31 protein-coding genes are annotated in these 26955 nt (G+C 57.1%); 19 read left to right on the top strand and 12 right to left on the bottom strand.

The window, feature by feature from the left end:
* Positions 1 to 43: 43 nt before the first annotated feature.
* From NHF56_RS04615 to NHF56_RS04605, 3 genes are all read left to right on the top strand, one after another.
* Entirely contained in the window at positions 44 to 1195 is a 1152-nt protein-coding gene (locus tag NHF56_RS04615) for a permease (protein WP_252801986.1), read from the top strand.
* Between the two features lie 248 nt (positions 1196 to 1443).
* Positions 1444 to 1920, top strand: a complete 477-nt coding sequence (greA, locus tag NHF56_RS04610) for a transcription elongation factor GreA (RefSeq protein WP_252801984.1) — start codon at positions 1444 to 1446, stop codon at positions 1918 to 1920.
* A gap of 27 nt (positions 1921 to 1947) precedes the next feature.
* Entirely contained in the window at positions 1948 to 3003 is a 1056-nt protein-coding gene (locus NHF56_RS04605; RefSeq protein ID WP_252801982.1) for a glycosyltransferase family 4 protein, read from the top strand.
* A 7-nt stretch (positions 3004 to 3010) separates the two neighbouring features.
* Here NHF56_RS04605 and NHF56_RS04600 read toward each other — a convergent pair whose 3' ends face one another.
* Both NHF56_RS04600 and NHF56_RS04595 read right to left on the bottom strand, forming a co-directional pair.
* Positions 3011 to 3862, bottom strand: coding sequence for a hypothetical protein (locus NHF56_RS04600; RefSeq protein WP_252801980.1), 852 nt, complete (start codon positions 3860 to 3862; stop codon positions 3011 to 3013).
* A gap of 96 nt (positions 3863 to 3958) precedes the next feature.
* A complete protein-coding gene (locus NHF56_RS04595; protein WP_252801978.1) occupies positions 3959 to 4426 on the bottom strand; it encodes an Lrp/AsnC family transcriptional regulator in 468 nt (155 codons plus the stop codon).
* 220 nt (positions 4427 to 4646) lie between these two features.
* Here NHF56_RS04595 and trxB point away from each other — a divergent pair, with 220 nt between their 5' ends.
* The 3 genes from trxB to NHF56_RS04580 all read left to right on the top strand — a co-directional run bounded on the left by trxB (position 4647) and on the right by NHF56_RS04580 (position 7650).
* The gene (gene trxB, locus NHF56_RS04590; RefSeq protein WP_252801975.1) at positions 4647 to 5609 is read left to right on the top strand and encodes a thioredoxin-disulfide reductase; all 963 of its coding nucleotides are present in this window, start codon (positions 4647 to 4649) and stop codon (positions 5607 to 5609) included.
* A gap of 72 nt (positions 5610 to 5681) precedes the next feature.
* A complete protein-coding gene (locus NHF56_RS04585) occupies positions 5682 to 6584 on the top strand; it encodes a LysR family transcriptional regulator (protein WP_252801974.1) in 903 nt (300 codons plus the stop codon).
* 412 nt (positions 6585 to 6996) lie between these two features.
* Positions 6997 to 7650, top strand: a complete 654-nt coding sequence (locus NHF56_RS04580; RefSeq protein ID WP_252801972.1) for a class I SAM-dependent methyltransferase — start codon at positions 6997 to 6999, stop codon at positions 7648 to 7650.
* Between the two features lie 103 nt (positions 7651 to 7753).
* Here NHF56_RS04580 and NHF56_RS04575 read toward each other — a convergent pair whose 3' ends face one another.
* Positions 7754 to 8956, bottom strand: coding sequence for a pyridoxal phosphate-dependent aminotransferase (locus NHF56_RS04575; RefSeq protein WP_252801970.1), 1203 nt, complete (start codon positions 8954 to 8956; stop codon positions 7754 to 7756).
* Between the two features lie 260 nt (positions 8957 to 9216).
* Between NHF56_RS04575 and NHF56_RS04570 the strand changes: the two genes are divergently transcribed.
* The 3 genes from NHF56_RS04570 (at position 9217) to NHF56_RS04560 (ending at position 13390) form a co-directional block, all read left to right on the top strand.
* Complete coding sequence (locus NHF56_RS04570) at positions 9217 to 10128, top strand: EAL domain-containing protein (RefSeq protein WP_252801968.1); 912 nt, start codon at positions 9217 to 9219, stop codon at positions 10126 to 10128.
* A gap of 303 nt (positions 10129 to 10431) precedes the next feature.
* Complete coding sequence (locus NHF56_RS04565; protein ID WP_252801966.1) at positions 10432 to 12759, top strand: marine proteobacterial sortase target protein; 2328 nt, start codon at positions 10432 to 10434, stop codon at positions 12757 to 12759.
* Positions 12752 to 13390, top strand: a complete 639-nt coding sequence (locus NHF56_RS04560; protein WP_252801963.1) for a class GN sortase — start codon at positions 12752 to 12754, stop codon at positions 13388 to 13390. Before NHF56_RS04565 ends, NHF56_RS04560 begins: the two co-directional genes overlap by 8 nt.
* Here the strand turns inward: NHF56_RS04560 and NHF56_RS04555 are convergent, their stop codons facing one another.
* Complete coding sequence (locus tag NHF56_RS04555; RefSeq protein WP_252801961.1) at positions 13391 to 13993, bottom strand: DedA family protein; 603 nt, start codon at positions 13991 to 13993, stop codon at positions 13391 to 13393.
* On the bottom strand, positions 13990 to 14346 hold the full coding sequence (locus NHF56_RS04550; protein WP_252801959.1) for a hypothetical protein: 357 nt from the start codon (positions 14344 to 14346) through the stop codon (positions 13990 to 13992). Before NHF56_RS04550 ends, NHF56_RS04555 begins: the two co-directional genes overlap by 4 nt.
* A gap of 120 nt (positions 14347 to 14466) precedes the next feature.
* Here NHF56_RS04550 and NHF56_RS04545 point away from each other — a divergent pair, with 120 nt between their 5' ends.
* From NHF56_RS04545 to NHF56_RS04535, 3 genes are all read left to right on the top strand, one after another.
* Positions 14467 to 15357, top strand: coding sequence for a DMT family transporter (locus tag NHF56_RS04545; protein ID WP_252801957.1), 891 nt, complete (start codon positions 14467 to 14469; stop codon positions 15355 to 15357).
* Between the two features lie 295 nt (positions 15358 to 15652).
* Complete coding sequence (locus tag NHF56_RS04540) at positions 15653 to 15868, top strand: cold-shock protein (RefSeq protein ID WP_252801955.1); 216 nt, start codon at positions 15653 to 15655, stop codon at positions 15866 to 15868.
* A gap of 135 nt (positions 15869 to 16003) precedes the next feature.
* Positions 16004 to 16474 (top strand): BA14K family protein, encoded by a 471-nt coding sequence (locus tag NHF56_RS04535; RefSeq protein ID WP_252801953.1) that lies wholly within the window; start codon positions 16004 to 16006, stop codon positions 16472 to 16474.
* 60 nt (positions 16475 to 16534) lie between these two features.
* Here the strand turns inward: NHF56_RS04535 and NHF56_RS04530 are convergent, their stop codons facing one another.
* Together NHF56_RS04530 and NHF56_RS04525 are read right to left on the bottom strand one after the other, a co-directional pair.
* Positions 16535 to 17176 (bottom strand): MBL fold metallo-hydrolase, encoded by a 642-nt coding sequence (locus NHF56_RS04530; protein ID WP_252804836.1) that lies wholly within the window; start codon positions 17174 to 17176, stop codon positions 16535 to 16537.
* Positions 17177 to 17259: 83 nt separating this feature from the next.
* A complete protein-coding gene (locus NHF56_RS04525) occupies positions 17260 to 17397 on the bottom strand; it encodes a hypothetical protein (RefSeq protein WP_252801951.1) in 138 nt (45 codons plus the stop codon).
* Between the two features lie 212 nt (positions 17398 to 17609).
* On the opposite strand from NHF56_RS04525, the gene NHF56_RS04520 reads away from it, so the two are divergent.
* The 4 genes from NHF56_RS04520 to NHF56_RS04505 all read left to right on the top strand — a co-directional run bounded on the left by NHF56_RS04520 (position 17610) and on the right by NHF56_RS04505 (position 20626).
* Complete coding sequence (locus NHF56_RS04520; RefSeq protein ID WP_252801949.1) at positions 17610 to 17885, top strand: hypothetical protein; 276 nt, start codon at positions 17610 to 17612, stop codon at positions 17883 to 17885.
* 142 nt (positions 17886 to 18027) lie between these two features.
* Positions 18028 to 18507 (top strand): MarR family transcriptional regulator, encoded by a 480-nt coding sequence (locus tag NHF56_RS04515; RefSeq protein WP_252801947.1) that lies wholly within the window; start codon positions 18028 to 18030, stop codon positions 18505 to 18507.
* A 3-nt stretch (positions 18508 to 18510) separates the two neighbouring features.
* Entirely contained in the window at positions 18511 to 19206 is a 696-nt protein-coding gene (locus NHF56_RS04510; RefSeq protein ID WP_252801945.1) for a response regulator, read from the top strand.
* Between the two features lie 37 nt (positions 19207 to 19243).
* Positions 19244 to 20626: an ATP-binding protein gene (locus NHF56_RS04505; RefSeq protein WP_252801943.1), complete on the top strand. Its 1383-nt coding sequence runs from the start codon at positions 19244 to 19246 to the stop codon at positions 20624 to 20626.
* 4 nt (positions 20627 to 20630) lie between these two features.
* Here NHF56_RS04505 and NHF56_RS04500 read toward each other — a convergent pair whose 3' ends face one another.
* The 5 genes from NHF56_RS04500 to NHF56_RS04480 all read right to left on the bottom strand — a co-directional run bounded on the left by NHF56_RS04500 (position 20631) and on the right by NHF56_RS04480 (position 23912).
* Positions 20631 to 21200: a protein tyrosine phosphatase gene (locus NHF56_RS04500; protein ID WP_252801941.1), complete on the bottom strand. Its 570-nt coding sequence runs from the start codon at positions 21198 to 21200 to the stop codon at positions 20631 to 20633.
* Between the two features lie 213 nt (positions 21201 to 21413).
* Positions 21414 to 21755 carry a tRNA-binding protein gene (locus NHF56_RS04495; RefSeq protein WP_252801939.1) on the bottom strand — a complete coding sequence of 114 codons (342 nt, stop codon included), beginning with the start codon at positions 21753 to 21755 and terminating at the stop codon, positions 21414 to 21416.
* An 11-nt stretch (positions 21756 to 21766) separates the two neighbouring features.
* Entirely contained in the window at positions 21767 to 22585 is an 819-nt protein-coding gene (gene proC / locus NHF56_RS04490; protein WP_252801937.1) for a pyrroline-5-carboxylate reductase, read from the bottom strand.
* The gene (locus NHF56_RS04485) at positions 22585 to 23085 is read right to left on the bottom strand and encodes a YbjN domain-containing protein (protein ID WP_252804834.1); all 501 of its coding nucleotides are present in this window, start codon (positions 23083 to 23085) and stop codon (positions 22585 to 22587) included. The genes proC and NHF56_RS04485 overlap by 1 nt, the downstream gene beginning before the upstream one ends.
* Before the next feature lie 572 nt (positions 23086 to 23657).
* Complete coding sequence (locus NHF56_RS04480; RefSeq protein ID WP_252801935.1) at positions 23658 to 23912, bottom strand: accessory factor UbiK family protein; 255 nt, start codon at positions 23910 to 23912, stop codon at positions 23658 to 23660.
* A 177-nt stretch (positions 23913 to 24089) separates the two neighbouring features.
* Here NHF56_RS04480 and lgt point away from each other — a divergent pair, with 177 nt between their 5' ends.
* The 3 genes from lgt (at position 24090) to pgeF (ending at position 26914) form a co-directional block, all read left to right on the top strand.
* Positions 24090 to 24932: a prolipoprotein diacylglyceryl transferase gene (gene lgt / locus NHF56_RS04475; protein WP_252801933.1), complete on the top strand. Its 843-nt coding sequence runs from the start codon at positions 24090 to 24092 to the stop codon at positions 24930 to 24932.
* Positions 24933 to 24945: 13 nt separating this feature from the next.
* Positions 24946 to 26052 carry a class I SAM-dependent methyltransferase gene (locus NHF56_RS04470; protein WP_252801931.1) on the top strand — a complete coding sequence of 369 codons (1107 nt, stop codon included), beginning with the start codon at positions 24946 to 24948 and terminating at the stop codon, positions 26050 to 26052.
* 79 nt (positions 26053 to 26131) lie between these two features.
* The gene (gene pgeF, locus NHF56_RS04465; RefSeq protein WP_252801930.1) at positions 26132 to 26914 is read left to right on the top strand and encodes a peptidoglycan editing factor PgeF; all 783 of its coding nucleotides are present in this window, start codon (positions 26132 to 26134) and stop codon (positions 26912 to 26914) included.
* The last annotated feature ends 41 nt before the right edge of the window (positions 26915 to 26955 follow it).

Here is a 26955-nt window from a genome sequence, read left to right as displayed (position 1 = left end):
CTTTTCAAATCGACTGCGTTTGATTGATGACAGGGGAAAGATCATGCAAGAATTCGGACCGAAATTGCTCGAAGCGCTGACAATGATACTGGGCATGGCCTGGAAAACGGGTTGGTCGCTGTCCCTCGGCTTCATGATTTCGGCGATCATGCAATCCATCGTTGCCTCCGACAAATTGCGCGACGTGCTGGGCAAAGGCACCCCGAAGGAGATCGCCATTGCAACGGCAGCCGGTGCGGCAAGTTCCAGCTGTTCCTATGCATCTGCCGCCATCATGCGCACCCTCTTCAAGAAAGGTGCTGCGCTCGTCAACGCGCTCGCCTTTCTCTTCGCCTCCACCAACCTTGTGATTGAGCTTGGCGTCATTCTTCTCCTGATCATGGGCTGGCAGTTCATGGTTGGGGAGTGGATCGGCGGGATCGTGCTGATCACGATTATGGTGATCATCGTGAAGCTCACCTATCCGTCCAAACTGGTGGAGGAAGCGCGCAGGCACGAAGAAGAATCCAAAGGCCACGAACATGGCAGCATGGTTCTGGAAGGCGACACCTGGACGGAACGGCTCAAAAACCCGAAAGCCCCTGTCAGGATTGCCCAGAACTTCGTCATGGAATGGTCCATGTTGTGGAAGGATATCCTCATCGGCTTCGTCGTTGCAGGCCTCTTGGGCACATTCGTACCCGACAGTTTCTGGCAGGCCCTTTTTCTCAAAGATGCCGCGCCCTGGATTCAGGTGATTGGAAACGCCATGATCGGCCCCATCATCGCAATTTTCACCTTCGTCTGTTCTGTCGGCAATGTGCCGCTGGCCGCAATCCTCTTTTCAGGAGGCGCATCCTTTGGCGGCGTTCTCGCCTTCATCTACGCCGATCTCATCATTCTGCCGCTGCTGGACGCCTATCGCCGCTATTTCGGCTGGCGCATGGCCGCCTATATCGGTGGTGTCTTCTTCGTTACAATGGTGATTGCGGCGATCATCATGGAACTTGCCTTTGAAGGTCTCGGCCTCGTTCCGCAAGGCGGCCTGGATATCAAACAGGAACTGACCCAATTCAGCATCGACTACACCTTCTGGCTCAACCTGATCTTTGGCGCCGGCGCCATCTGGCTCTTCTGGCTGAACCACAAAAACCCGATGCATCACGACCACCATGACCACAGCGACCACGACGCCCACGCGCATCACCACGACTGAGCAAGGAGCCGGGAAATGTTCATGATTCCAACTGGCTGCAGGATTGAACGACGTGTTGCCAAGGGCGTGCCGCATCATTTGACCACCAGCCCGCACCTTTGCTCCCAGTTAAAAAATTCTCGCTTTTTGCCACATTTTCTGCCATAAAAGCGCAATCGATTTGCAACGGTCCTGTCGCATACCGCTTCCGGGGCCGTTTTATTTTGTGCCTGCGGCGGAAAAGCGGGCCAACAGGGGAAGGAAACAAAATGGTTGAAAAAGTCCCGATGACCCCAAACGGATTCGCGCAGCTCTCCGAAGAGCTTCGCTGGCGTCAACAGGAAGAGCGCCCACGCATCATTGAGGCGATTGCCGAAGCGCGCGCCCATGGCGACCTGTCCGAAAACGCTGAATATCACGCTGCCAAGGAAGCGCAGAGCCTCAACGAAGGCCGCATTGGCGAGTTGGAAGATCTCGTTGCCCGCGCAGAGGTCATCGATCTGACAAAGATGTCCGGCGCCACAATCAAATTCGGCGCAACCGTGAAACTGGTTGACGAAGACACGGAAGAGGAAAAGACCTACCAGATCGTCGGCGATCAGGAAGCCGACGTGAAGCAGGGCCGCATCTCCATCTCTTCACCGATCGCCCGCGCATTGATCGGCAAGGAAGTCGGCGACAGCATCGAAGTGAACGCACCCGGCGGTTCGCGCGCATACGAAATTCTGGCTGTAAACTGGGGCTGAGCCCCAGTGGGTCGGATAGATCACGCGATGCCTTATACTGATCCCTCTCACGTCGATATCATCGCCCCCAATTTCAAACGCCGTCTTTCCGGCGTGACCTCCACCATCGTTCAGCTCGTGCCGGTGCAAAACCGGCTCGGGCAACGTGTGGCCGTCATCGGCCCCGGCCTGCCCACGTCCCTGCCCCGCATCCGAAAACGCGACCTTTGGAAACTCTGGCTGAAACCAAAGGGGCAGAAACGTCGCGTCTGGCATGCGCGCCGCAACACCGAAATGCTGGCCGGCATTGTGCTGCGCGATGTTCTGCGCATGCCGCTGAAGCTGCTCTTCACCTCCGCCGCCCAGCGCCACCACACTGGCTATACCCGCTGGCTGATCTCGAAGATGGATAGGGTTGTCGCCACAAGCGGTCGCTCAGGCTCATTCCTGAAGGTCGACCACACGGTGGTCATGCACGGGGTCGATACAGAGCTTTTCAAACCCGCAGAGATCCGTCCCGAAACAGAAATCGCCGACCGGTTTCCCGGAAAGCGGATCGCCGGCTGCTTTGGCCGCGTGCGTGCGCAGAAAGGGACCGACCTTTATGTGCGCGCGATGATCGCGCTGCTTCCCAAATATCCCGATTGGGTGGCCGTGATTTCGGGACGCACCACCCAGCAGCATCAAGCCTTTGCCGATGAACTGAAAGCCGAAATCGACAAGGCCGGCCTCTCCGACCGCATCGTCTTTATCGGCGAAGTCGACGATATCAAGCCGTGGTTCCGCTCCGTCTCCCTTTGTGTGGCCCCATCCCGCAATGAAGGTTTCGGACTGACGCCGCTTGAGGCCATGGCGTCCGGTGCTGCCGTGGTGGCAAGCGACGCAGGCGCTTATGCGGAGATGATCGAGCCGGAAAAAACCGGCCTTGTGGTTCCAGCCGGTGATGGTGAAGCATTGCGAAACGCCATTGAGGTGTTTTTGGCCGATCCGCAGCGCACAGACGCAGCAGGCACTGCAGGCCGTGCACATGTGACCGAGCACTTCGAGCTCTCACGCGAAGCCGGTGCGTTGGGCGAAATTTACAAGGGTTTGCTTGAAGCGTAAAAGCGCCTCAAGCCCCTGCATTGCCCCGCTCGAGCGCCTGACGCCAGTAATCTGAATATTCCAGCTCACGCCAGACATGCGGGCGATCCTTGTAATAGACAATGTCGTCCTTTTTCAGCGCCGCAACCTTCTGCGGCTTCAAGGAATCCGAGACGAAGGTAACCGCAACAAGCCCTTTGCGACGGCGGGCAACCCATGGCACGTGGTTGCGGAGCTTTTCCAAAAACGTCCATCGCGTGAAAATGAACTCGTCTGCGAACTTGACCGCAAGCGTATCGGGAAAGACTTTCACAAGATGTGTTGCCTGTGACGACACGAAGCGCTCATCGGAGGCATATTTCTTCGGACGGACCTCCATCGGCTCAGCATAAATCCGCATCATCTCATCATACACGAACCAGGCATCTTCCGGAAAAAAGCCCATCAGCGAGGAATTCGCAAAATAGTATTTGCCGCGCAGAATGGGGCGAACGTAGTTCTGGATTTTCCAGAATTGGATATGATGGTTCGGCATCATGTTGATGCCGCGACGCTTGCGCACCACCTTGGCAAGGCGCGCCACATCTCCGCGGATCATCGTATCAAGATCGAAGAAGATGACCGGAACGCCGGGCTCGAAAAGGCCTTTCTGGTAGATCGCCAGTTTCGCCACGCAGCCATCGGTCATCACGTTCATCGGCTGGGGGAAGTCGGGAAAGCGTTCGATGCGGATTTGCGGATCGAATTGACCATCGACATCATCGGTAATGCAGCAGAAGCGAACCTCTTCGGTTGCATATTTACGGATGGAGTCGAACATGAAGTTCACCTCCCCCGCACTGTAACGGGTGCCCCATTTCACGCAGGCGATCTGTATCATTTCAAGTTCCAGCTTTCGTAAGCAGCTTCGTTGCGCGCCCAATAGCGCGAATGCTCAAGCTTGTCGACCGCGTGCCGGTATCGGGGCGGCCGCCGCCTAGAATTCAACCAGATTGAGCTTCTTCACCTGCCGGATGGTCAGCATGGTGCGCACCGTATCGACATTCTCATCCGCCGTCAGGGTCTCGATGACAAATTCCTGAAAGACGCTGAGGTTTTCAGCCACGCAGCGCAGCAGAAAATCGCTCTCGCCAGACACCATCCACGCTTCTCGCACAAGCGGCCATTTCTGCGTCGCAGCCGCAAAGGCTTTCAGATAGGGGTCAGACTGGTGCTGCAGCCCGATCATGCAAAAGGCCACCAGATCAAGACCCAGTTGCGGCGCATTCAGAATCGCGTGGTAGCCTTCGATGACGCCGGTTTCCTCCAGCCGCCGCACCCGCCGCAGACAGGGTGGTGCGGAAATGCCCACGCGCTGTGCGAGTTCGACATTCGTCATACGGCCATCGGCCTGCAGTTCTTTTAAAATTTTGATATCGATCGCATCAAGCGAAGCACGAAACATGAAAAAAGCGATTCCCGTCGCAGGTCCTGAGCCAAGTCATACTATAAGAGTAGATTTGCACAAGCTTCCAGCCTTTCTTGGTATTTTATGCCTCGCAGTCACGGACTTCTGTTGGTAACCCGTTCGGCATCTTGAGACACAGGCCGGCAACACCTAAATTGTTGCCAAATTAACGGATATCGGTCCGGCCTTCGCGCGCCGGATATGGAAGGAAAACGCCATGAGCGACCGTCACACCAAAGTGCTCATCATCGGCTCCGGCCCCGCCGGCTATACTGCCGCCATCTATGCCGCCCGCGCCATGCTGGAACCGGTTCTGATTGCCGGTCTCGATCAGGGCGGCCAGCTGATGATTACCACGGACGTGGAAAACTATCCGGGCTTTGCCGATCCGATCCAAGGCCCATGGCTGATGGAACAGATGCTCAATCAGGCAAAACATGTCGGCACCGAAGTCATTAACGACATCGTCAGCGATGTGGACGTGACCAAGCGCCCCTTCGTGGTGAAGACAGATTCCGGCGTCACATGGACGGCCGACACGGTGATCATCGCCACCGGCGCGCGCGCCAAGTGGCTGGGCCTGGAATCGGAACAGACCTTCCAGGGCTTCGGCGTCTCGGCCTGCGCAACCTGCGACGGCTTCTTCTATCGTGGCAAGGATGTGATCGTGGTGGGCGGCGGCAATTCTGCCGTTGAGGAAGCGCTTTATCTCTCCAATCTCGCCAAATCCGTCACAGTCGTTCACCGCCGCGACTTCTTCCGTGCAGAAAAGATCCTGCAGGAGCGCCTGTTGGCCAAGGACAATGTGAAGGTTGTCTGGAATGCACAGATCGACGAAATTACCGGCGACAATGCGCCCCGCTCCGTAACCGGGGTGAAACTGCGCGATTCACAGACCGGCGAAATCACAGAAATGGCAACCGACGGCGTGTTCATTGCAATCGGTCATGCGCCTGCAACCGAGCTGTTCCACGGCAAATTGCAGTTGAAACCGAATGGCTATCTATGGACAGCGCCGGATTCCACTGCCACAAGTATTGAAGGCGTATTTGCCGCAGGCGACGTGACGGACGACATCTATCGTCAGGCCGTCACCGCAGCTGGCATGGGATGCATGGCAGCGCTTGAAGCAGAACGCTATCTGGCTGGCCACGCAAGCATGCAGCAGGCGGCGGAATAGCCATCCAATTCGGCCCAGGGTCGCAGGCATAAAAAGGCCGCGACCCAAATCGACAACCTGAGGGGAACAGGCATGCCGGGACCATTGGACTGGGACAAATTGCGCATTTTTCATGCAGCTGCGGAAGCGGGTTCGTTCACGCATGCGGCAGAAATTCTGCATCTGTCACAGTCGGCCATCAGCCGCCAGGTGTCTTCACTCGAAGCAGATGTCGGCACGAAGCTTTTTCACCGCCACGCACGCGGCCTCATCCTCACGGAACAAGGCGAGCTGCTCTATCAGACCGCGCACGACGTCTTGATGAAGCTTGAGCATGTGCGCATGCAGCTTACCGAAACCACCGAGAAGCCGAGCGGCAAGCTGCGCGTCACCACCACGGTTGCGCTTGGACAAGGCTGGCTGAACGACAAGCTGCAGGAATTCCTGAACCTCTACCCGGACATGCAGGTACAGCTTCTTCTCGACAATGAAGAGCTGGATGTAAACATGCGCCAGGCCGATTGCGCCATCCGCCTGCGCCAACCCCAGCAATCCGATCTCATTCAGCGCAAGCTCTTCACGGTGCATATGCATGTCTATGCCTCGCCGTCTTATCTAAACCGCTATGGCGAACCGCAATCGCTGCAGGATCTCGACAACCACAAGATCATCACCTTCGGCGAGCCAGCGCCAAACTATCTGTTGAATGTGAACTGGCTCGAAATTGCCGGTCGCAGCCCGGATAATCCGCGTATACCGCAACTTCAGATCAATTCGCTGATTGCGATCAAACAGGCCTGCCTGAAAGGGATCGGCATCTCCATGCTGCCCGACTACATTGTCGGCCGCGACCCGGGTCTCGTGCAGCTTGTGACCAACGCCGACATTCCCTCTTTCGACACCTATTTCTGCTATCCTGAAGAGATCAAGAACGCTGCCAAGCTCAAAGCCTTCCGCGATTTTATCGTCTCCAAGGCGCGCAGCTGGAACTTTTAAGCAACACTCGGGAAAGTTCACGTTTTTGTTTTCGAAGCGTCGAGATGAGCGGCGGGTAATTTCGTATGTATACCAACGATTTAGGCAAGGATACAGCAAGCCATGCAGTTCGCGCATAACTGACATGCGCTCACATGAGTTGCACCTTGCCCAATAAAGCACCATATCCAGCTCAGTTATTGCGCATGGCGGTTCTTCCCAGTGCCGCTGCAATAACTGTTCCCCTCTGGAGGTTTATTTACCTTCACAACTCATAAGGGCCCGAGAGCAATCTTGCGGCCCTCTTTTTTTTGCCTTGCAGAATGTCGAAACCCGCGAGTCCCGCGTCTATACAATCAGACAGCTTCGCACCACCTTTCGTCGCTTAATCTAATGCTCAGAAACGATTCTGACAGAAGATAAGGCTCCTTTAATGTCCCTCAAAGTTCCAGACCTCGGTATGCTGGAGACAATGCGCGAAGAATATGCGCAACATCTCGCCAATTGTCAGGCACTGATCGATACCATTCCTGAACAGCATAGAATGCAGCGGCGCAACGCAGGCTTCCATGCCGACGCCTCTGTTGTCGCCGCACTGGGGAATTCATTGGGGCATGACAACATAAAGCTTCTGGAAATCGGCGTGTGGAAGGCAGCCACCTTGACCTATTTCCTCAAGAAGACAGGTCCGGCAAGCACCGCAGTGGGACTGGATGTCTTTCAGTTCGAAAACCAGCTTCTGGAGGCCAAGTTTGTGATTGCGCGGCAGGACCTTGTGGCACGAGCAGAGTTGCTTGTCGGCCCATCTCACTCCATCCCGAAGCCCATTTTCGATGCCGGACAAAGCTTTGATATTGTCCACATCGACGGTTCACACACATTTATGGACGCATGCCGCGATATCCTGATCTATTACCACTTCCTCAAGCCAGGCGGCTGGATGGTGATCGATGACTATAAGGACGATAAGCATTCCCCGGAGGTCAGAACAGCCGTCGACACACTGGTTGACAGAAACATCATCCGCGAAAGCAACAAGGGCTCTCTGGAGGGCTGGACAAATTATCTGATACAGAAAGCGTCTTAAAAGCCCATCAGCTGCAGCATCCACCATTTGTAAAGTCACGCCGCACAAAAAAAGGGCCGCGGATTGCGCCGCAGCCCTTTCCAACTCAATCACTGAAGCCGCTTTATTTGCAAGCTGCGCAGAAGCGCTGGATGCGGCTGCAGGCGTCTTCGAGGATCGCTTCAGATGTCGCGTAGGAAATGCGGAAGTTGGGGCTGAGGCCGAATGCAGTGCCGTGCACGACGGCCACGCCCTCTGCTTCCAGAAGCTCGGTTGCGAAATCCTCATCCGTTTCGATGACCTTGCCGGACGGCGCAGTCTTGCCGATGAGACCGGCGCAGGATGGATAGACATAGAACGCACCTTCCGGTGTCGGGCAGGAAATACCGGTTGCCTGGTTCAGCATGGAAACAACCAGATCACGGCGGCCCTGGAAGATCGCCTTGTTCTTCTCGATAAAGTCCTGCGGACCGTTCAACGCTTCAACAGCGGCCCACTGGGCAATTGTGTTGGTGCCCGACGTCTGCTGTCCCTGGATCATGTCCATGGCCTTGATCAGCTCGAGCGGACCAGCTGCATAGCCGATGCGCCAGCCGGTCATGGCATAGGCCTTGGACACGCCGTTGATGGTCAATGTGCGGTCATAAAGCTTCGGCTCCACCTGAGCAGGTGTGGTGAACTTGAAGTTGTCGAAGCAGAGATGCTCGTACATGTCGTCTGTCATGACCCACACATGGGGATGCCGCAGAAGAACATCCGTCAGCGCCTTCAGTTCAGCTTCCGTATAGGCTGCGCCCGAAGGATTGGACGGCGAGTTGAAGATGAACCATTTGGTCTTCGGCGTGATCGCCTTTTCAAGGTCTTCCGCCTGAAGCTTGAAATTGTTTTCGGTCGTGGTCGGGACGAAGACCGAGGTGCCGCCGCAAATGGCGACCATTTCCGGATAGGACACCCAGTAAGGGGCCGGAATGATCACTTCATCGCCGGGGTTAAGCGTCGCCATCAGGCCGTTGAAAAGAATCTGCTTTCCACCCGTACCGACGATCACCTGGGCTGCGGTGTATTCAAGACCGTTTTCGCGCTTGAACTTGTCGGCAATGGCCTGGCGCAGCTCGGGAATACCGGAAATCGGCGAGTATTTGGTCTCACCGCGGTTCATCGCGTCAATCGCCGCCTGCTTGATATTGTCCGGCGTGTCGAAGTCGGGCTCGCCGGCGGAAAGGCTGATCACATCGCGGCCTTTGGCTTTCAGTTCACGGGCTTTCTGAGCCATACCGATAGTAGCCGAGGGTTTTACGCGGGAGAGAGCATCAGCGATGAAGGCCATCATTATGTCCTTGAAGGTTTGAACTGTGTTGGAAGACAGCGCCACGCTGTCCAATGGTCTATGTCGAAATTGCCGGTGAGATTCAAGTCAAAAGCCGAAACCGCCGACGGATTCGCCGAAAAATGCGGACTGCCTTGCAGCTTGAACCGTGCCGCCGACAGACGTGTCCCTCGGCACCATTCATGCTTAAGGTAGGGGTAACTTATTGTGTGGTATTTTTGCAGCCTGTAAATCCGCGACCAGAAAACAGGCTGAAAGCCATGCAATCGAGTTCCATCCTGAAAAATATCGCCCGCCAAAATGACGGTACCTATACGACGTCGCATGGCGATTTTGAGCTGCGGAGCGCATTCCAGCCGATTTTCGGGACCAATAGCGCCGGTCGATTGGAACTGCGGGCATTCGAAGGGCTCGTGCGCGCAAACCGCAACGGCGAACCCGTTTCGCCCGGCGTCTTCTTCGAAAGCCTCTCGCGGGCTGAGATGCAGGATGTGGATAGCCTTTGCCGCACGCTGCACATTCTCAATCTCGGCCTCATGCAGCGGCGACAGGCAAAGCTTTTCGTGAACTTTCACCCCGGCGTCTTCGTCACGCCACACGATATTCGCCACGAAGTGGACCGTATTTCGCTTGCCACCTATGAGGCTGGCCTCACACCTGATCGCATTGTCTGCGAAATCGCCCGCGCCAATGCGGCCAATGCCGAAAACGAAGCCCTGCTGGTCGAACGCCTGCGCCAACTCGGCTTCCGCATCGCCATCGACGAATATGGCGAAGACGAAAGCGATGCCCAGCGCGTCGACAGCCTTCGCCCCGATTATGTGAAATTCGAGGCCAGTTGGGTGCTGGAATTCCTGGATAACCCCACTGGCTCTGCACTGCTGAAGATGATGGTGCAGCAGTTCAGCGAACGCGGCATCGAAACCATCTTCGAAGCATTGGAAGAAATCGAGCAGGTGGAGATCTGCCAGGAACTCAACGTGCCGCTAATGCAGGGCTATGTCTTGGCGCGTCCGCAAATTGCGCCGACGAATTTCAATCAGGAATACCCCGAGCAATATCTGCCCTTAAGCGCAGGCAATGGCGGTTCACACAGTTCACCTGCTGGACGTTCGCTTGCGGGTGCCGCCATGGCGCGCCGCCAGACAGCCTTCGGGAAACGCCAGTCCTGACACAGCCCCCCCAGGGCCTCACAATCCACATCAGGTCCGATGCCTAGACGCCTGTTTTCGCCGCTTTTCACGGCCTAAAAAAGCCGCGGGCATGGCCCGTCTTTGCCACAATCTGGCCCTTTCCCGGTCGCCTTCTGATGCAAGATGAAGACTGGGCAGGGAACGAAGGTTAGCGGTCTTCCTGATCTGGAAGCCATCTCACGCTCCATTCCAATGTGACGCTCTGTTCCCTCGGGAACATGCAACGCGCGCCCGGTGCAATAGGCATTTTAGCCTACGCATCCGATCTTTATGGGGGTTCACATGTTTCTCGATGACGAAATTGCTTTTGCCAAAACCCGCCGCTCATCGCTCAAACCGCTCATTTCAGTGGCCTTGATCGCAGTTCTCGGCGTCTTCATCACCCTGACCAGTCTGGCGCATTCGGCGCTGGCCGGCGAAAAGATTTCACCGCTTTTGACACCGAATGGCGTGAATATGGGTTCGCTGCTCCTGCCCTCGCAAGAGCCCGGCTATTATGTCGAAGCCCCGCGTCTCAAGGCGGATGTGCAAATCGACGTGACCGGACCGATCCTGCGCGCCAAGGTCACCCAGCGTTTCCAGAACCCGGGCAAAGGCTGGGTCGAAGGCACCTATGTCTTTCCCCTGCCCGAAGATTCAGCCGTCGATTCGCTGCGCATGCAGATTGGCGACCGTTTCATCGAAGGCAAGATAAAGCCGCGCGAAGAAGCCCGCGAGATTTACGAGCAGGCCAAGCGCGAAGGTACCAAGGCCGCTCTTCTGGAACAGCAGCGTCCCAATATTTTCACCAACCAGGTGGCCAATATTGGGCCCGGCGAAACCATCGTTGTGCAGATCGAATATCAAGAGACCGTGCACCAGACGAACGGCGAATTTTCCTTCCGCTTCCCTATGGTTGTCGCGCCGCGCTATTCGCCCATGCCCGTGGTGCAGAATGTGCGCTTTGGCGACGAAAGCGGCTTTGCCGTTGCCGAAGATAGTATCAAGGACCTCGACAAGATCACCGCCCCTGTGCTCGATCCGCGCGACAATGCCAAGATCAACCCGGTTACGCTGACCGTCAATCTGAACGCGGGCTTTGCCCTCGGCGACGTCACCTCTCCTCACCACAAGATCAACATCAGCGCTGACGGGCTGGACGGCAAAACCATAACGCTGAACACCGACGAAGTGCCGGCAGATCAGGATTTCGAACTGACCTGGAAAGCAGCCCCCGGCAAAACACCCGCCGCCGGTCTCTTCCGCGAACAGGGCCCTAACGGCAAGGACTATCTTCTGGCCTTCGTCACGCCGCCATCGCTGAAGGATGACAATGCACCCGCACCCAAGCGCGAGGCGATCTTCATCATCGACAATTCCGGCTCCATGGGCGGAGAATCGATCAAACAGGCCAAGGCAAGCCTGGAGCTCGCCATCGCAGCACTGAAACCTGAAGATCGTTTCAACGTCATCCGCTTCGACGATACGATGACAGTCTACTTCCCGCAGCTTGAGGCCGCTGATGACCAGCACAAGCAGGACGCCATTGCCTATGTGCGTTCACTGCAAGCGGAGGGCGGAACCGAAATGCTGCCCGCACTGAAAGCGGCGCTGTCCACGCAGGGTCCGGTTGCCGACGGCGCATTGCGGCAGGTGATCTTCCTCACCGATGGCGCTATCGGCAACGAATCCGACCTGTTCGGCGAAATCGCCAGAAACCGCGACGACGCCCGCGTCTTCACCGTCGGCATCGGTTCTGCGCCCAACAGTTATTTCATGACCAAGGCCGCCGAGATCGGCCGCGGCACCTATACCCATATCGGTTCGGAGGATCAGATTTCCGAGCGCATGATCGCGCTTTTCAACAAGCTTGAAAATCCGGTCATGACCGATATCACCGCCAGGCTTGAAAGCGGCTCGGATGCTGAAATCACACCCGACCCGGTTCCCGACCTCTACGCAGGCGAGCCTATTGTTCTAACCGCTGTGATCCCGACAGGTGAAAATGGCGAACTGAATATCACCGGCCAGGCAAATGGTCAGCCGTGGCGCACAAGCCTTGATCTGTCCAAAGCCGCAAAAGGCAGCGGCATTGGCAAATTGTGGGCGCGCCGCAAGATCGCCGATCTTGAAGCAACCCCTTACACCGATGACGGTCGCCAGAATGTCGATGCCGAAATCGAGAAGGTGGCGCTCGAACATCATCTCGTCTCACGCATGACAAGCCTCGTCGCCGTCGACGTGTCGAAGTCGCGCCCCGACGATGAGCAGCTGGACCGCACCAAAATGCCGCTGAACCTGCCCGCCGGCTGGGACTTCGACAAGGTCTATGGTGAGGTCTCTGCGCCCGCACCCGCCGACAAGAGCCGTGGCATTACGCTGGCGCAGGTGCAGAACATCGCCAAAATGGCAGCCAATTCGGTCGCTCAGGCACCCACCGCAGAAGCCGCGAGCATTGTTGCAACGCGCACGAAAAGTGTGGCGCTGCCGCAAACGTCAACACTGGCAGATCGTGATATCCTCTTGGGTCTGATGATGCTCGCCTTTGCCCTGATGGGTGGCTGCCTGCTCTTCTTGAGCCGCAGCGGCCTGAAAACCTACGCAAAGGCATGGGGTTGGCGAGATGAGTAACAGGAAACGTGGGGGCGGCTGGGAGAGCCAGAGCGCCCTCACCCGCGTGACCATTATCGTGCTTGCGCTGGTCGGCATTGCCGGCACGGCCCTCATCTGCAGCGGTCTTTACATCAAGGCCAAGGCGCGCCTGTCGCAATATTTGCTGCAACAGAGCTTTGCCGCGCGTCTGGCAGGCGACACCGATGCCCGGCCTTGGCCCTGGGCGGATTTTACCGTTGCAGCCAGAATATCCGTGCCGCGCCTGAACATTTCCGAAATCGTGCTGGAAGGCGCAACCGGCCAGACGCTGGCCTTCGGCCCCGCGCTCGTGAACGGAACGCCCGAACCCGGCGCGCCCGGAACCTCCGTGATAGCAGCCCATCGCGACACGCATTTTGCATGGCTGAAGGATCTGCAGGTGGGCGACCTGATCAACGTCGAAACGCCCGACGGCATTGACAGAACCTTCCGCGTCAATGGCAGCCGGGTCGCCGACTGGGAAAACAACGGCATCAATGCCGCAGCCTTCGGCACCCACCTGGCCCTTGCCACCTGCTGGCCCTTTGATGCGAAAACACGCGGCCCGTTGCGCTATATTCTCGATGCGGAACTGATTGACGATCCAGTCAATATCGCCTCGTCGGAGTAATCACCGCCGCTTTGCTTCGCTGCGCAGCGCAACGACAAGACGCCAGCCAAGAAGACCGGCAACCGCGCCTGCGGCCAGAAAACCGCTGGCATTTTCCGCAAGATCAGCGACGGCGGAAATGTTGCTGGAAAAGAAAAAGCCGAGCCCCACATAAAGCCCCACCCAGACGAATTCGCCTGCCGCGCCCGCAATAGTGAATACAAGCCAGTTCATGGACGCCGCGCCACCGATGAAATTCACATACGGCCCCAGCGGACTGAAAAGCCAGCGGGAAAAAAACACCGCAAGCCCACCATGGCTGTCCAACTGCAGTTTCGCCTTTTCCAGCATATTGGCGCGTCTTTTATCACGCGATATCCATTTGAGAATGGCGATACCAGCCCCTCGCCCGGTTGCGTAACCCATCTGATCGCCTGCCATGGCCGCGACATACGCTGCCAGAAAGACCTGCCACAGGGAAAGATCACCGGAGGCGACCAGTGATCCGCTTAAAATCATTGCGATTGACACTGGAACCGGTAGCGCAAGGCAGCTGAGAAAGGTGATCAAGGCCAGGAACGGCAAGCCATACTCTGTTGCAAGGCTGAGTACGCCATCGATCATCTTGCCTCTTGCTCCTTCAGCAATTGCTGAACGGCCGCATCAACCTCCTGCTTGAACGTCTCATAGGAAACACCTGCACCGTCAGCGATGTCCTCGATGGGTCTGCGCCGCAAACCGCCACGCTGATCAGGATCAATGTCGAGCGCTTGGACAAGCGCTTCAACCGGCACATTCCAGGAATGCGCCACATAACGAAGCGTCATCCACGGCTCGAGTGGCTGGTTGCGGTGTGAGGGATCGTGCCAATAGAGCGCTGCGAAGACAAAGCGCAGCGCAAACAGCAGTGTCAGCGCCGCCGCCACTGAGAAGGCAATCAGCAACAGCCTGTTTTCCTGCCATAATCTCCGCAGCATTCTCATCCACGCCCCCACGTTTAAGTCAGCTATCATTATGGCAATCGCGCCTTGTCGCCAAGCTTTTGGCCTGATAGTGCCGAGGCAAGAACAGGCCTTCGACTTAAAAAGAGACAGACAATGACACGCATTCAGGCAAACCTTGTGCTCCTATTGGCAGGCGCAATATGGGGCGCCGGCTTTGTCGCACAATCAACGGCGATGGAGACTATCGGCCCACTCTGGTTTGTCGCATTTCGCTTCCTGGCTGCAAGCCTGACCATTCTTCCTTTCGCAATCTGGGAATCCAGACGAGCAGAAACAGCCCTGACCCGCCGCCACAAGCTCGGTTTCACAGGCGTTGGCCTTGCACTATGCGCCGGCATCGTATCGCAGCAATACGGGCTCTTGACCACGAGCGTGACCAATTCCGGCTTCCTGACCGGTCTCTATGTTATCTTCGTTCCCCTGCTCGTCGTCATCCTGTTGCGGCGTGCGCCGCACTGGATCATCTGGCCGGCTTCGCTTCTCAGCTTCGTCGGCATCTTTCTCCTGAGCGGTGGAAAGCTCGAGGGCTTTTCAAGCGGCGACTGGCTGACGGTACTCTGTGCATTTTTCTGGGCGGTTCAAGTCTTTCTCATCGGTATTTTTGCAGCAGACAGCGGCAGACCGATCACGCTCTCGCTCTGGCAATTCGCCATTACAGCAGTCATATCACTGGTATTTGCTGCAGCGCTCGAACCCGTCACCCTCGAGGGTATCACAGGGGCCAGCCTGGAAATTGTCTACGGAGGCGTCGTCTCCTCCGGCATCGCCTTCTCGCTGCAGGTGATCGGCCAGCGTTACACAACCTCCGCTCAAGCCGCGATTTTCCTCTCCTCGGAGTCCCTCTTTGCAGCCCTCTTCGGCATCACGTTGCTGGGAGAAGAGATACCGGCGATCGGCTATCTGGGTTGCGCCTGCATCTTTATCGCCATGATCGCCGTCGAACTCGTTCCGGAACTCACCAAGCCCAAGACGGCGCGTGCGTGAGGTTGCGTTTTCTTCGCATCGCAAAACTTTCACTTGCCAATTTGCGAGAACTGCAGCAATCTTGACTCTGTTCGGGCATTTTACGAACACGGGAAGACCTCATAATTCAGCGCGCCGGAGACGCAAAAAAGTTCCGGGCGGGGCAATTCCAACACTGGCCGGGCCAGCGAGGCATGAGACCGCGGTAAAAATCAAGGACCTTTCCTCTTCATTCGAGAACTGCCTGCCGCGCGCCCCTGAAAAGGCACTTATTGAAGAAGCCCATAGTGGCATGGGCACATGAAAGGACTTGAACATGGCCTCAACCGGCACTGTTAAATTTTTCAATTCTGAGAAGGGTTATGGTTTTATCAAGCCTGATGAGGGTGGAGCAGATATTTTCGTCCACATCTCTGCCGTTCAGGCATCTGGCCTGACCGCGCTTACGGAAAACCAGAAGGTCAGCTTCGATACCGAGCCGGATCGCCGCGGCAAGGGTCCCAAGGCCGTCAACCTCTCCGTCTCCGACTAACCGATCTGAAATTCTTTTTTCAACCCGGCCCATCAGAGTATCGGGCCGGGTTTTTCGTTCAGCTTGCATTCAGGTTGGGCCGACTATCTTCAACCTCAACAGCCGAAAGAACGGCTTGAACAAGGGATGAAGAACATGAACAGGCTCACGAAAATCATCGTTTTGACCACAGCAGTTGCTGCAACCACGATTTCGACCATTCCCGCAGCCAATGCAGGCGAGCGCTGGCACCATCATCATCACGAAAGTGAAAGCCGTGGTGGCGGACTGAGCGGCGGCGACATCGCAACGATCGGTGTTCTGGGATTGGCCGCAGGCGTGCTTGCCTCATCCGTTGTGACGTCCAACTCCGCGCCTTCAGGCCGCGTCTACATCGACCCCCCAGTCGAGCCCGGCTACTATCCCGCCCCACCGGCGCCCCGCTACGAGCGCAGCTACCAACCGCACTATGCGCAACCTCCCCGCCCGCGCTACGTAAACAGCACGCTGGAACCGTGGACACGCGAATGGTTCGATTATTGCTCGGATCGCTACAGAAGCTTCAATCCGCGCACCGGCACCTATAACGGCTACGACGGACGCACCCACTTCTGCACCGCTGGCTGAACGCTTAAGCAGAGCAGAGAAACACACGAAAGGAGCCGCTTCGCGCGGCTCTTTTTGCGTTTAAATACCAGTCAGAAATGGATTGGTTCGGCGTTCATTGCCGATCTGTCCGCCGGGACCGTGGCCACAGATAAACCCGATATCGTCGCCAAGCGGAAGAACCTTGTTCTTGATGGAATCGAGAAGCTGTTGGTGATTGCCGCCGGGAAGGTCGGTGCGCCCGATGGAGCCGGAAAACAGCACATCGCCCAGATGCGCGAATTTCTGCTTGGCATTGAAAAAGATCACATGGCCCGGCGCGTGTCCCGGCGTGTGGAAGACCTCGAATTCATGATCTCCGAAGGAGAGTGTCTCGCCCTCCTCCAACCACCGGTCGGGAACCGCATTGCGAACCGTCATCTGTGCTCCAAAACGCTGCGCCTGTGCTTCAAGCGCGCTGAGAAGCGGTTCATCGTCCTTGTGCGGTCCAATGATATCGAGCCCCAGCGCCTCTTTCAGTTCCATGGCGCCGCCGGCATGGTCGAGATGACCATGCGTGAGCCAGATCGCATGAAGCTTGATGCCGTTTTCCCTGATCGTCTGCAGGATCACGTCGACGTCGCCGCCGGGATCGACGATCACGCCTTCCTTGGTGTCCTGGTCGAAAAGCACCGTACAGTTTTGTTCGAAGGGAGTGACGGGAATAATCCCGGCCTGAAGCATACCCATGAGAAATCTCCGTTTGCGGCGGTAACATAGTCGCTTTGACCGTGCACGCAACCGCCGGAGAGCGTTCTCTTTCGGATTTAGCCGGCTGGAAACGTCGTGAACACGACGGAGGAAATCATCACGAGAAACGCAAAGACGTTGGCCGCCGCATAAACAAACACTACAGGGCGGAGGGGATTGGAATTGCTGGTGGAATTGTCTGTCTGCGTTTTCATGGTGCTCGTCCTTATTCACGATGAATGAATGCACCAATAGCGCAATGGTTCCCTGCCCACGGTTCCCTGGGGAACGCACGTGAGAAAAATGCCAATCGTCAAGACAACATCACTTTGTGCACTGTTTGCGGCAAATATCGGCCACAGAACCATTGACAAAATGTCGCACCCGCCCAATCTGGGTATGAACCATGATTTGAAGGAGGCACATCTTGGATCCTATTTCTATCACGATCGCGCTGATTGCCGGCGTTTTGGCGGGCAACATTCTCAGCGCTGCCATGAAGCAGGACAGCATCAATTTCGTCTGGCGCACCGTTTTCGGTGCCGGCGGCGGAATAATCGGCTTCATTTTCTTCGGCGCGCTCAATGGAAACGGCACTGTGACAGGCCCGCTTGTCGACATTTACACAGGTGCATTCGGCGGCGCGATCCTGACCGCAATCGCAGGTGCCGTCATGGCCCCCATTTTCCCCAAAAAGCGATAACCTTTTCCCACACAAGCACATCAACTGTGTGTATACGGGAAGCTGCGAGGTGGCTTCCCGCTTGCGGTAATACCCTGCCAAAGCTACCTTCTCGACCAAAGAAAACGCCAAAAATGACTGGCATCATAAGGGGAAAGGCTTCGTGGCAGGCAAACAGAACAGGGCAGAGCCCCTGGATCAACCCATCACCGCCGCCGATGGCGTCGATTTGGAAATCATCGAGCTCTTGTTTTTCGCCTACCGGGATTTCACCTCAGACGCGGATGCAGCACTTGAAAGCAGCGGCATGGGGCGCGCCCACCATCGCGTGATCCACTTCGTCAACCGGCAGCCGGGCATGACGGTTGCCGATCTTCTCGACACGCTCAAAATCACCAAGCAAAGCCTGTCACGTGTTCTCAAGACGCTCATCGATTCAGGCTATATTGCCCAGGTTGTCGGCCCGCAGGATCGTCGTCAGCGTCGGCTCTACCCCACAAAAAGCGGGCGTGATCTCGCCCTTGCCCTTGCCAAGCCACAGTCTGAACGCATTGAAAAGGCGCTTGCCGACGCCGCACCTTCAGAACGGGCAACTGTCGTGCGTTTCCTGACCAACATGCTCAATTCCAAAGGTGAGGTCTGAGCCATGCCTGAAAAGAAGCCGCTGCCGGATGATGCACCCCACCTTTTGGTGGTCGATGACGATGTGCGCATTCTCGCCCTTCTGAACCGCTATCTCCAGGAGCAGGGTTTTCGCGTAACGGCGGCCGAAAGCGGAGCCGAGGCACGCCGCAAGCTTGAAGGCCTGGAGTATGACCTGATTATCGCAGACATCATGATGCCGGGCGAAAGCGGCCTTTCGCTGACGAAATCGCTGAAGGAAATCCGCAATATACCCGTCATTCTCCTGACAGCGCTGACGGAGGCGGAATCGCGTATTTCCGGACTGGAAGCCGGTGCTGACGACTATCTCGGCAAACCGTTCGAACCGCGCGAACTTGTGCTGCGCATCAACAACATCCTGCGCCGCGCCTTCACCGACCAGCCGATGAAGATCGAACAGATCATGTTCGGCCCATTCACCTTCTCGCTGACCAAGCGCGAATTGAAGCGCGGTGCAGAGTTGGTCAAGCTGACAGACCGCGAACAGGAAATCATGCTGGTTTTTGCAGAAAATGCCGGCGAGACCGTGCCCCGCTACAGCCTGAGCGACAACGAAGCAGGCGAGCGCTCCATCGACGTGCAGATCAACCGACTGCGCCGCAAGATCGAGGACGATCCGGCAAACCCGGTCTGGCTGCAGACAGTACGTGGCATCGGCTACAAGCTCAGTATAGAATGATCTATTCAGATCCGAAGCGAGGGGAAACCCGCAGCGAATGACCGTATTCGAAACCATACGCGGCGACAATGACAAGCCCTCCAAGTCGCGCTTGCGCAACTTCATCCGTTGGCTGCGCAGGCAGCTTCCCACGGGGCTTTATGCGCGCACGCTTTTGATTATCATCCTGCCGATGGTAATCCTGCAGGCGGTTGTGGGCTATGTATTCATGGAGCGCCACTGGCAGCTCGTCACCCAGCGCCTTTCAGAATCGGTAACCCGCGACATCGCAGCCATCATCGAGATTGTGCAGACCTACCCGCAGGATAGCACCTATGGCGACATCGTGCGCATTGCCCGCGATCAGCTTGACCTGAATATCACCATCGAACAGGACGACAAGCTTCCCCCGCCCGGCCCCAAGCCGTTTTTCTCGCTGCTTGACCAGACGCTTAGCCAGGAGATCGCAAACCAGATACAGCGCCCCTTCTGGATCGACACCGTGGGCAACTCCCAGCTGGTGGAAATCCGCATTCTGCTCGAAGGCAAGGTGTTGCGGGTCTTTGCCCCGCGCAGCGCCGCTTATGCCTCCAACAGTGGCATATTCCTGATGTGGATGACCGGCACCTCGCTGGTGCTGATCGGCATCGCCATTCTGTTCCTGAGAAACCAGATTAGGCCAATTCTGGCGCTGGCAAAGGCGGCGGAAAGCTTTGGCAAGGGCCAGAAAATGCCGGAAGGTTTTGCGCCGCGCGGAGCCGATGAAGTGCGCAAGGCAAGTCTCGCCTTCATTCTGATGCGTGAACGTATCGAGCGGCAGATCGAGCAGCGTACGGCCATGCTGTCGGGCGTCAGTCATGATCTGAGAACAATCCTCACGCGCTTCAAGCTGCAGCTGGCGCTGGCCGGCGACAATCCCGAATTCGACGCGCTGAACAAGGATGTCGAAGACATGCAGATGATGCTGCAGGGCTATCTCGACTTCGCCCGCGGCGAAAGCGAAGAAGATTACGGCGAAGTGAGCCTGAAAGAGCTTTTCCAGCGGCTGGAAATGGAAGCTGAATTGCAGGGCAAGTCCTTCCGCGGCGAATTTGACGGGGATGACGAGCTCAAAGTCCGTCCCAATGCTTTCAACCGTCTGGTCTCCAACCTCAGCTCGAATGCCTGGCGCCATGCCGACACACTGGAAGTGAGCGCCCGCCACAGCGCCAAATGGCTGACATTGACTTTCGATGACAACGGCCCCGGCATTCCCGAGGACCGGCGCGAAGACGTCTTCAAACCCTTCTTCCGCCTCGATGAAGCGCGCAATCTGAATGCATCGGGAACCGGGCTCGGGCTTGCCATTGTCCGTGATATTGCCCGCGGTCACGGTGGCAGTGTCGCACTCTCCGATAGTGCACTGGGCGGCCTGCGCGTGACCGTGCGCATTCCCGCATGAAACATCAGCGCTCGTAAACTCCGCTGCCCTCTGGCAGTCCGCGCCGGCTGTTGAGCCGGCGGTAGGCTTCGAGCCGAAAGGGCATGCGCGCACGCATCTCATCCAGCGGCGCGACCAGACGCCCTCCCCGGCCAAGATATTGATCCAGAATTTCGACAATCCGACGGTTCGGCCAGGGCTTGTTCACAATGCTCAGAAACGCGTTGAAAGCATCATATTCGTTTCCCGGTCCGGCGCGATAGGCAATCATGGAATAGGCAAAGGCCGTCGAGCGGCTGACACCCATGTGGCAGTGAACGAGGATGCGCGAAGAACGGTTCTCGGCAGCAGGTCGCACCGTCTCGAACAGGCTGACCACAATATCGGGAAACCGGCTCGTATCCTTCAGGTTTTCCTGATCGCGCAACCGGGCAATGATGTGCTCGCCGTTTTGAATGATCGGCAAAAGATGATCAGGCAGCTCAGGATCGAGAAGCGAAATGACATGACTGGCCCGCCACCGACGCGCCACATCCGCCGCGTTTGGCAAACAACTGACCCGAAACCGCTCGCCGAGCAGGCTTAAAGGCATCATTTCCCCCAGAGAATATCAGATAGTCCCTGAGCGGAAGTGTGCGCGTCAAATACGGCAAAAGACCGGCTTGCGAAGATCGTTGGAGCATAATTCGACCGGAGTGAAACGAGGATCGATCACATTAAGCTTTAGAAATAAACGGTTAGAGTATCGGGCGATACTCTAGAGTGCCGACCTGATTCATTGAGGTCGAATGGCGCTTCAGCGTTTTTCTCAGCAGAGTCTTGAGCCGTCCGGTACCGGCAGCTCTACCCCACCGAGAACGACAGCGCCGGCCTCGTCCATGAAGCCAAGCACGAGAACCTCCGACATGAAAGGCCCGATTTGCCGCGGCGGGAAGTTGACGACACCCATGACGCGACGCCCGACAAGCGTTTCCGGCGTATAGTGCACGGTCACCTGCGCCGACGATTTGCGGGTTCCGATCTCCGGGCCAAAATCCACCACCATCTTGATCGCGGGCTTGCGTGCCTCCGGGAAAGGCTCAGCGGAAATGACCGTTCCCAAACGGATATCCACCTTGGCGAAATCGTCGTAGCTGATCGTATCGGTCATGATTGTCCGCTTCAGTCTGCAAGTTCCTGGGCGCGCGCCTTGGCGGCGGCAATCGCTGCGTCAAACAGCGGCTGCATCCCCTCTTCCGCCATCAGCACCTGCAGCGCGGCAAAAGTGGTGCCGCCAGGTGACGTCACATTCTCGCGCAATTTTGAAGCAGTCTCCGGGGACTGGTAGAGCATTTCACCAGCCCCCGAGACCGTTTCCCGTGCCAAGCGCATGGCGAGGTCCGCCTGCAGGCCGGCTTTTCGGCCCGCCTCCGCCATACATTCCACGAGATAGAAGACATAGGCAGGCCCACTGCCGGAAACGGCGGTGACCGCATCGATTTCGCCCTCGGTACCGACCCATTCCACCGGGCCGCTCACCTTGAGCAGATCATGAACCTCTGCGCGCTGCGCATCTGTAATGTCAGGCGTCGCGAAAGCCCCGGTAATGCCGCGCCCGACCATGGCCGGCGTATTGGGCATGGCACGCACCATGCCGGCTTTACCAAGATGTGTCTCGAGAAATGCAAGCGTCTTGCCCGCTGCAACAGAAACGATAACCGTATCGGACCCGACCAGCCCTTTCAGAGGCGGCAAAACCGTCTCCATCATCTGCGGCTTGACCGCCAGAAACAGAATACCGGCTTTGAGCCCTTCGGGCGCGGCCTTTTCAACGCGAACGCCATGCGCTGCGCAAAGCTCGGCCATATGTGGCGAAACGCCCGGATCAATGACGAGTACAGAGCCACCTTCCAGCCCGCTCTTCAGCCAGCCGGAGAGCATTGCGCCCCCCATATTGCCGGCTCCGATGAGTACGAGCGGTGAAGTTGGAGATACCGTCATTATGCCTCCCCGGCCGTTTCAAACATCACGGCATCAACAGCGCTGGCAGCGTCCATTCCGGACCAGACCACAAACTGAAATGCCTGAAAATAAGCTTCGCACGCTTCCAGCGCATTGGAAAGCAGAACCTCGACCTGCGCGCCTGTCGGCTCAACCCCGCCTGCCAGCAGCAGCGATTGGCGAAAGATCACCACATCTTCCTGACGCCACAGATCAAAATGCCCCATCAGGGTCTGACCGTTGACATGCGACAGCAGGCGGATCACTTCATTGACGCGGCTTTCCGGCACCTTGATATCGAAGGCGCAGGCAAGATGCAGCGCTTCCAGATCTTCCATCCACGAAAAGGAGATGTGGTAATCGGCCCATACACCGGCCACTGTCATGGCAATTTCATCGTCGCCGGCGCGCTCGAACGTCCAATCATTGTTGCAAGCAACGAACTCGATCACATCAACAGGATGAGATTGCCGTGCGTAGTCGAATTGAGCCAGGCCCATGAAATGTCCTTCCGGTGCGTGCAAAAGCACACGATCGATCTTCATTTTGGTTCGGATCCGAGAGAACGAACCGCCTTTCAAAACGCTAGAGTGTGCGCCCTGTCCGAAACTTGCGGCTCGCTTCGAATCGTCATGTAAAATCAGTGTATAATGGCGATATGAGCGCGCCAGCCCCGGTCTTACGAATTTGCCGGCGAATCTGTGGACAGGCCCGGATTCACTTTTTCAAAAGAGCGGGATAAATGACTCTTTCAAAAACGCTTTTTGGGAACATCCACAGGACCAAAAAAAATATCGAAAAATAATGTTGAATAGAAAGCCGGCTAATGCGTTGCCCTTCAACGGTGATTCACGTCGAAAAAAACGCGCTGCCAGAATGAGACTTCGAACAACAACAGTCGGCGCGTTGCGTTTCTGCAGATCGACCCTGGTTAATACTTCAAGCGAAATACAAAAAAGCGCCCACCATAAGGCAGGCGCGCATTTCCAAAAACAAATGCCCGCAGACAAAGAGTGCTTCCTGCCCGTTCACAACAAACTGCAGGACATGCGGCCAACGAGATTGAAACGACTCAGCTTTTCGCCAGCTTCTCTTCGAGTGCGGCAATGCGGGCCTCAAGCTTTTCGTTCTCGTCGCGCGCCTTGATGGCCATTTCACGAACGGCTTCAAACTCTTCACGCTTGACCAGGTCCATGGAATTCAACCAGCGCTCGGCCTGCGCCTTGAAAGCTGTTTCCATTTCCTGGCGCACGCCTTGGGCGGCACCTGCTGCATCCGTCATCAGCTTGGCGAAATCATCGAAAATCCGGTTCGGTCCTGTGGACATGACAGCCTCCTCGCGTGCGTGCGGACGGTTATTGAAACACTCGCTTTCAGTTAGGATTTATGGGGGCATTTTGCAAGCATACAATCCAGCACTTGTTGCCGCTCTGGGGCGCTTCAACACTTGACCATTGGGCGATCTCTCTGCATTTTCCGCTGGTTCCATGAAAGGACGACGTAAGTGGAAGCTGTATTGAGTACATTGGCGGCGATCGCATATCCGGAAATCAACCCGATTGCATTTTCCATAGGGCCGCTTGATGTCCGCTGGTACGGGCTTGCCTATGTGGCCGGTATTCTGATCGGCTGGTACTATGCCCGCAAGCTTGCCGCGCGCGATAACCTCTGGCCGAACAACACCTCGCCCATTACCCTGCAGCAACTGGACGACTTTGTCTTCTATGCAGCCATCGGCATCGTGGTGGGCGGACGTCTGGGATATGTCATCTTCTATGAGCCCGGAAAGGTGCTGGAAAATCCGCTCTGGATATTCGCAGTCAACCAGGGCGGCATGTCATTCCATGGCGGTTTCCTCGGCACCACCATTGCCATGATCTGGTTCGCCCGCCGCCACGCCATCCCGCTGTGGAGCCTTTTCGATATCATCGCGGCGCAGGCACCCATCGGCCTTTTCTTCGGCCGCATGGCCAATTTCATCAATGGCGAACTGTGGGGCCGCATCACCGATGTACCATGGGCTATGGTCTTTCCGACCGGTGGTCCGTTCACCCGCCACCCCAACCAGCTTTATGAGGCGGGCCTTGAGGGCATTACGCTGTTCATCATCCTCGCGGTGAGCATTTTCATCGCAAAGGCCTTCAGGAAGCCCGGCCTGCTCACCGGCATATTCGTGACCGGCTACGCCTCCTTCCGCATCTTCATCGAATTCTTCCGCGAGCCGGATCAGCAATTGGGCTTCCTTTATGGCGGCTGGCTGACCATGGGAATGGTCTTGTCGCTGCCCATGCTGCTTGTCGGCCTTTGGGCCGCCGTTCGCGCGCTGAAAGCTGCCCCTAATGAATGAATGGACCCGTTTGATGACGACGCCACTTGGCGAAAAAATCAAAGCCCTTATCAAAAGCGGTGGCCCGATCAGCGTCACGGACTATTTCGCCCTGTGTCTCGCTGACCCGGAACACGGCTATTACAAGACCCGCGAGCCCTTTGGCCGCGAAGGCGATTTCACCACCGCACCGGAGATCAGCCAGCTCTTTGGCGAAATGGTCGGTGTTTTCATGGTTCAGGCCTGGCACGCGATGAACAAGCCGCCACGCTTCAATCTCGCCGAAATTGGCCCCGGCCGCGGCACCATGATGAGCGACATGCTGCGGGTGATCGAAAAGCTCTCGCCAGATATGTTCGACGCGGCCTCTGTCCATCTGGTGGAGACCAGCCCGCGCCTTCGCCGGATACAGGCCGAGACCCTGGCCCCGAAGGTCGACAAGATCGAATGGCACGATGGCTTTGACGGCATACCGGACGGCCCTCTTCTATTGGCCGCCAACGAACTGTTCGACGCGATCCCGATCCGCCAGTTCGTCAAGACCGAAACCGGCTTTCGCGAACGCATGGTGGGACTGGATAGCGACGACGCGCTAACCTTCACGCCCGGCATTGCCAAACTCGATCCTGCACTTCTCCCCGGCCCCGCTGCAAACCAGCCCATCGGCACAATCCTCGAAATCGCCCCGGCGCGCTGCGCTGTCATGCAAGCCATCTGCCAGCATCTGATGCTCCATGGCGGTGTGGCGTTGGCAATCGATTACGGCTATGTGGAATCGGGCTTCGGGGATACTTTGCAGGCGCTTCACGCTCATGCGTTCGACCCACCACTTGCCCGCCCAGGCCTTGCCGATCTGACGAGCCACGTCAATTTTGAAGAGCTGCTGCTGACGGCTGCAAAAACGGGTATTCACGTCAACGGGTTGACGGAACAGGGCGACTTTCTGATCGGCATGGGCATTGCGGAAAGGGCCGAAGCCTTGGGCCGCGGGCAGGACCAGCAAACGCAGGACACACTGCGCTCCGCGCTCGAACGTCTTGCCGGACAAGCAGATGGCCAGATGGGATCATTGTTCAAGGTCATGGCTGTGTCCCATCCGCCGATGGCGCTTGCACCCTTTGTGCCGCCCGCCAACTCTTGACATAAATGCCTGATAGGACCCTTCATGCGTGCGATGGCGCGCCGCCAAGGATCGCATTGACATGGGGAGACACGACACGATGACCGATCAGAGCCCTGCCCCCTTGCAAACTGCGCTGCTGAACGAAGGCGACGTGGCGCTGCATGGCTTTTTCACACGTAAAGGCGGTGTCTCCGCCGGCATCTATAGCGGTCTCAATGTCGGCCTCGGCTCCGAAGATGACAGGCAGAACGTGGCACAAAACCGCGCGCGCGTCGCCGCATGGTTTGGTGCCGCGCCGGAAAAGCTCGCAACCGTGCATCAGGTCCACTCGCCCGACGTGGTGACGGTCGATGACGCATACGATGGGGACCGCCCGAAGGCCGACGCCATGGTAACCGCAACGCCTGGCGTGGTGATTGGCATTCTGACAGCTGATTGCGGGCCCATCCTCTTTCTCGATCCTGAAGCCCGCGTTGCAGGCGCAACCCACGCAGGCTGGAAAGGTGCACTCACCGGCGTTCTCGAGAGCACGGTCGAGGCGATGGAGCGCCTTGGCGCGAAGCGGGAAAACATCCGTGCCGTTCTCGGCCCGTCCATCAGCGTCGACAATTATGAAGTCGGCCCTGAATTCGTGGAACGCTTCATTGCGCAGGATCCGACATACGAGCGTTTTTTTGCCCCATCCCGCAGAGCGGGGCACGCCATGTTTGACCTGCCCGCGCTGACACTCGCAAGACTGGCCGATGCCGGCGTGACGGCTGAGAAGACCGGTCATTGCACCTATTCAGATGAAGAACGATTCTTTTCCTACCGCCGTACCACACACCGGAAGGAGCCTGATTACGGCCGCCAGATATCGGCAATCATGCTTAAGGAATAGGTCTGGAAACGCTTGAACGCCCAACCCGCCCGCCCGAACAT

The sequence above is a fragment of the Rhizobium sp. L1K21 genome, from assembly GCF_024055895.1.
Taxonomy (GTDB): domain Bacteria; phylum Pseudomonadota; class Alphaproteobacteria; order Rhizobiales; family Rhizobiaceae; genus Ensifer_A.
Note: the sequence above shows the minus strand (reverse complement) of the source record. Positions and strands in the feature narration are given on the sequence as shown.

Excerpts from the sequence above, each read along its gene's own strand:
- NHF56_RS04615 (WP_252801986.1), top strand. The coding sequence starts at position 44 with ATGCAAGAATTCGGACCGAAATTGCTCGAAGCGCTGACAATGATACTG.
- greA (WP_252801984.1), top strand. The coding sequence starts at position 1,444 with ATGGTTGAAAAAGTCCCGATGACCCCAAACGGATTCGCGCAGCTCTCC.
- NHF56_RS04605 (WP_252801982.1), top strand. The coding sequence starts at position 1,948 with ATGCCTTATACTGATCCCTCTCACGTCGATATCATCGCCCCCAATTTC.
- NHF56_RS04600 (WP_252801980.1), bottom strand. The coding sequence starts at position 3,862 with ATGATACAGATCGCCTGCGTGAAATGGGGCACCCGTTACAGTGCGGGG.
- NHF56_RS04595 (WP_252801978.1), bottom strand. The coding sequence starts at position 4,426 with ATGTTTCGTGCTTCGCTTGATGCGATCGATATCAAAATTTTAAAAGAA.
- trxB (WP_252801975.1), top strand. The coding sequence starts at position 4,647 with ATGAGCGACCGTCACACCAAAGTGCTCATCATCGGCTCCGGCCCCGCC.
- NHF56_RS04585 (WP_252801974.1), top strand. The coding sequence starts at position 5,682 with ATGCCGGGACCATTGGACTGGGACAAATTGCGCATTTTTCATGCAGCT.
- NHF56_RS04580 (WP_252801972.1), top strand. The coding sequence starts at position 6,997 with ATGTCCCTCAAAGTTCCAGACCTCGGTATGCTGGAGACAATGCGCGAA.
- NHF56_RS04575 (WP_252801970.1), bottom strand. The coding sequence starts at position 8,956 with ATGGCCTTCATCGCTGATGCTCTCTCCCGCGTAAAACCCTCGGCTACT.
- NHF56_RS04570 (WP_252801968.1), top strand. The coding sequence starts at position 9,217 with ATGCAATCGAGTTCCATCCTGAAAAATATCGCCCGCCAAAATGACGGT.
- NHF56_RS04565 (WP_252801966.1), top strand. The coding sequence starts at position 10,432 with ATGTTTCTCGATGACGAAATTGCTTTTGCCAAAACCCGCCGCTCATCG.
- NHF56_RS04560 (WP_252801963.1), top strand. The coding sequence starts at position 12,752 with ATGAGTAACAGGAAACGTGGGGGCGGCTGGGAGAGCCAGAGCGCCCTC.
- NHF56_RS04555 (WP_252801961.1), bottom strand. The coding sequence starts at position 13,993 with ATGATCGATGGCGTACTCAGCCTTGCAACAGAGTATGGCTTGCCGTTC.
- NHF56_RS04550 (WP_252801959.1), bottom strand. The coding sequence starts at position 14,346 with ATGCTGCGGAGATTATGGCAGGAAAACAGGCTGTTGCTGATTGCCTTC.
- NHF56_RS04545 (WP_252801957.1), top strand. The coding sequence starts at position 14,467 with ATGACACGCATTCAGGCAAACCTTGTGCTCCTATTGGCAGGCGCAATA.
- NHF56_RS04540 (WP_252801955.1), top strand. The coding sequence starts at position 15,653 with ATGGCCTCAACCGGCACTGTTAAATTTTTCAATTCTGAGAAGGGTTAT.
- NHF56_RS04535 (WP_252801953.1), top strand. The coding sequence starts at position 16,004 with ATGAACAGGCTCACGAAAATCATCGTTTTGACCACAGCAGTTGCTGCA.
- NHF56_RS04530 (WP_252804836.1), bottom strand. The coding sequence starts at position 17,176 with ATGCTTCAGGCCGGGATTATTCCCGTCACTCCCTTCGAACAAAACTGT.
- NHF56_RS04525 (WP_252801951.1), bottom strand. The coding sequence starts at position 17,397 with ATGAAAACGCAGACAGACAATTCCACCAGCAATTCCAATCCCCTCCGC.
- NHF56_RS04510 (WP_252801945.1), top strand. The coding sequence starts at position 18,511 with ATGCCTGAAAAGAAGCCGCTGCCGGATGATGCACCCCACCTTTTGGTG.
- NHF56_RS04505 (WP_252801943.1), top strand. The coding sequence starts at position 19,244 with ATGACCGTATTCGAAACCATACGCGGCGACAATGACAAGCCCTCCAAG.
- NHF56_RS04500 (WP_252801941.1), bottom strand. The coding sequence starts at position 21,200 with ATGATGCCTTTAAGCCTGCTCGGCGAGCGGTTTCGGGTCAGTTGTTTG.
- NHF56_RS04495 (WP_252801939.1), bottom strand. The coding sequence starts at position 21,755 with ATGACCGATACGATCAGCTACGACGATTTCGCCAAGGTGGATATCCGT.
- proC (WP_252801937.1), bottom strand. The coding sequence starts at position 22,585 with ATGACGGTATCTCCAACTTCACCGCTCGTACTCATCGGAGCCGGCAAT.
- NHF56_RS04485 (WP_252804834.1), bottom strand. The coding sequence starts at position 23,085 with ATGGGCCTGGCTCAATTCGACTACGCACGGCAATCTCATCCTGTTGAT.
- NHF56_RS04480 (WP_252801935.1), bottom strand. The coding sequence starts at position 23,912 with ATGTCCACAGGACCGAACCGGATTTTCGATGATTTCGCCAAGCTGATG.
- NHF56_RS04470 (WP_252801931.1), top strand. The coding sequence starts at position 24,946 with ATGACGACGCCACTTGGCGAAAAAATCAAAGCCCTTATCAAAAGCGGT.
- pgeF (WP_252801930.1), top strand. The coding sequence starts at position 26,132 with ATGACCGATCAGAGCCCTGCCCCCTTGCAAACTGCGCTGCTGAACGAA.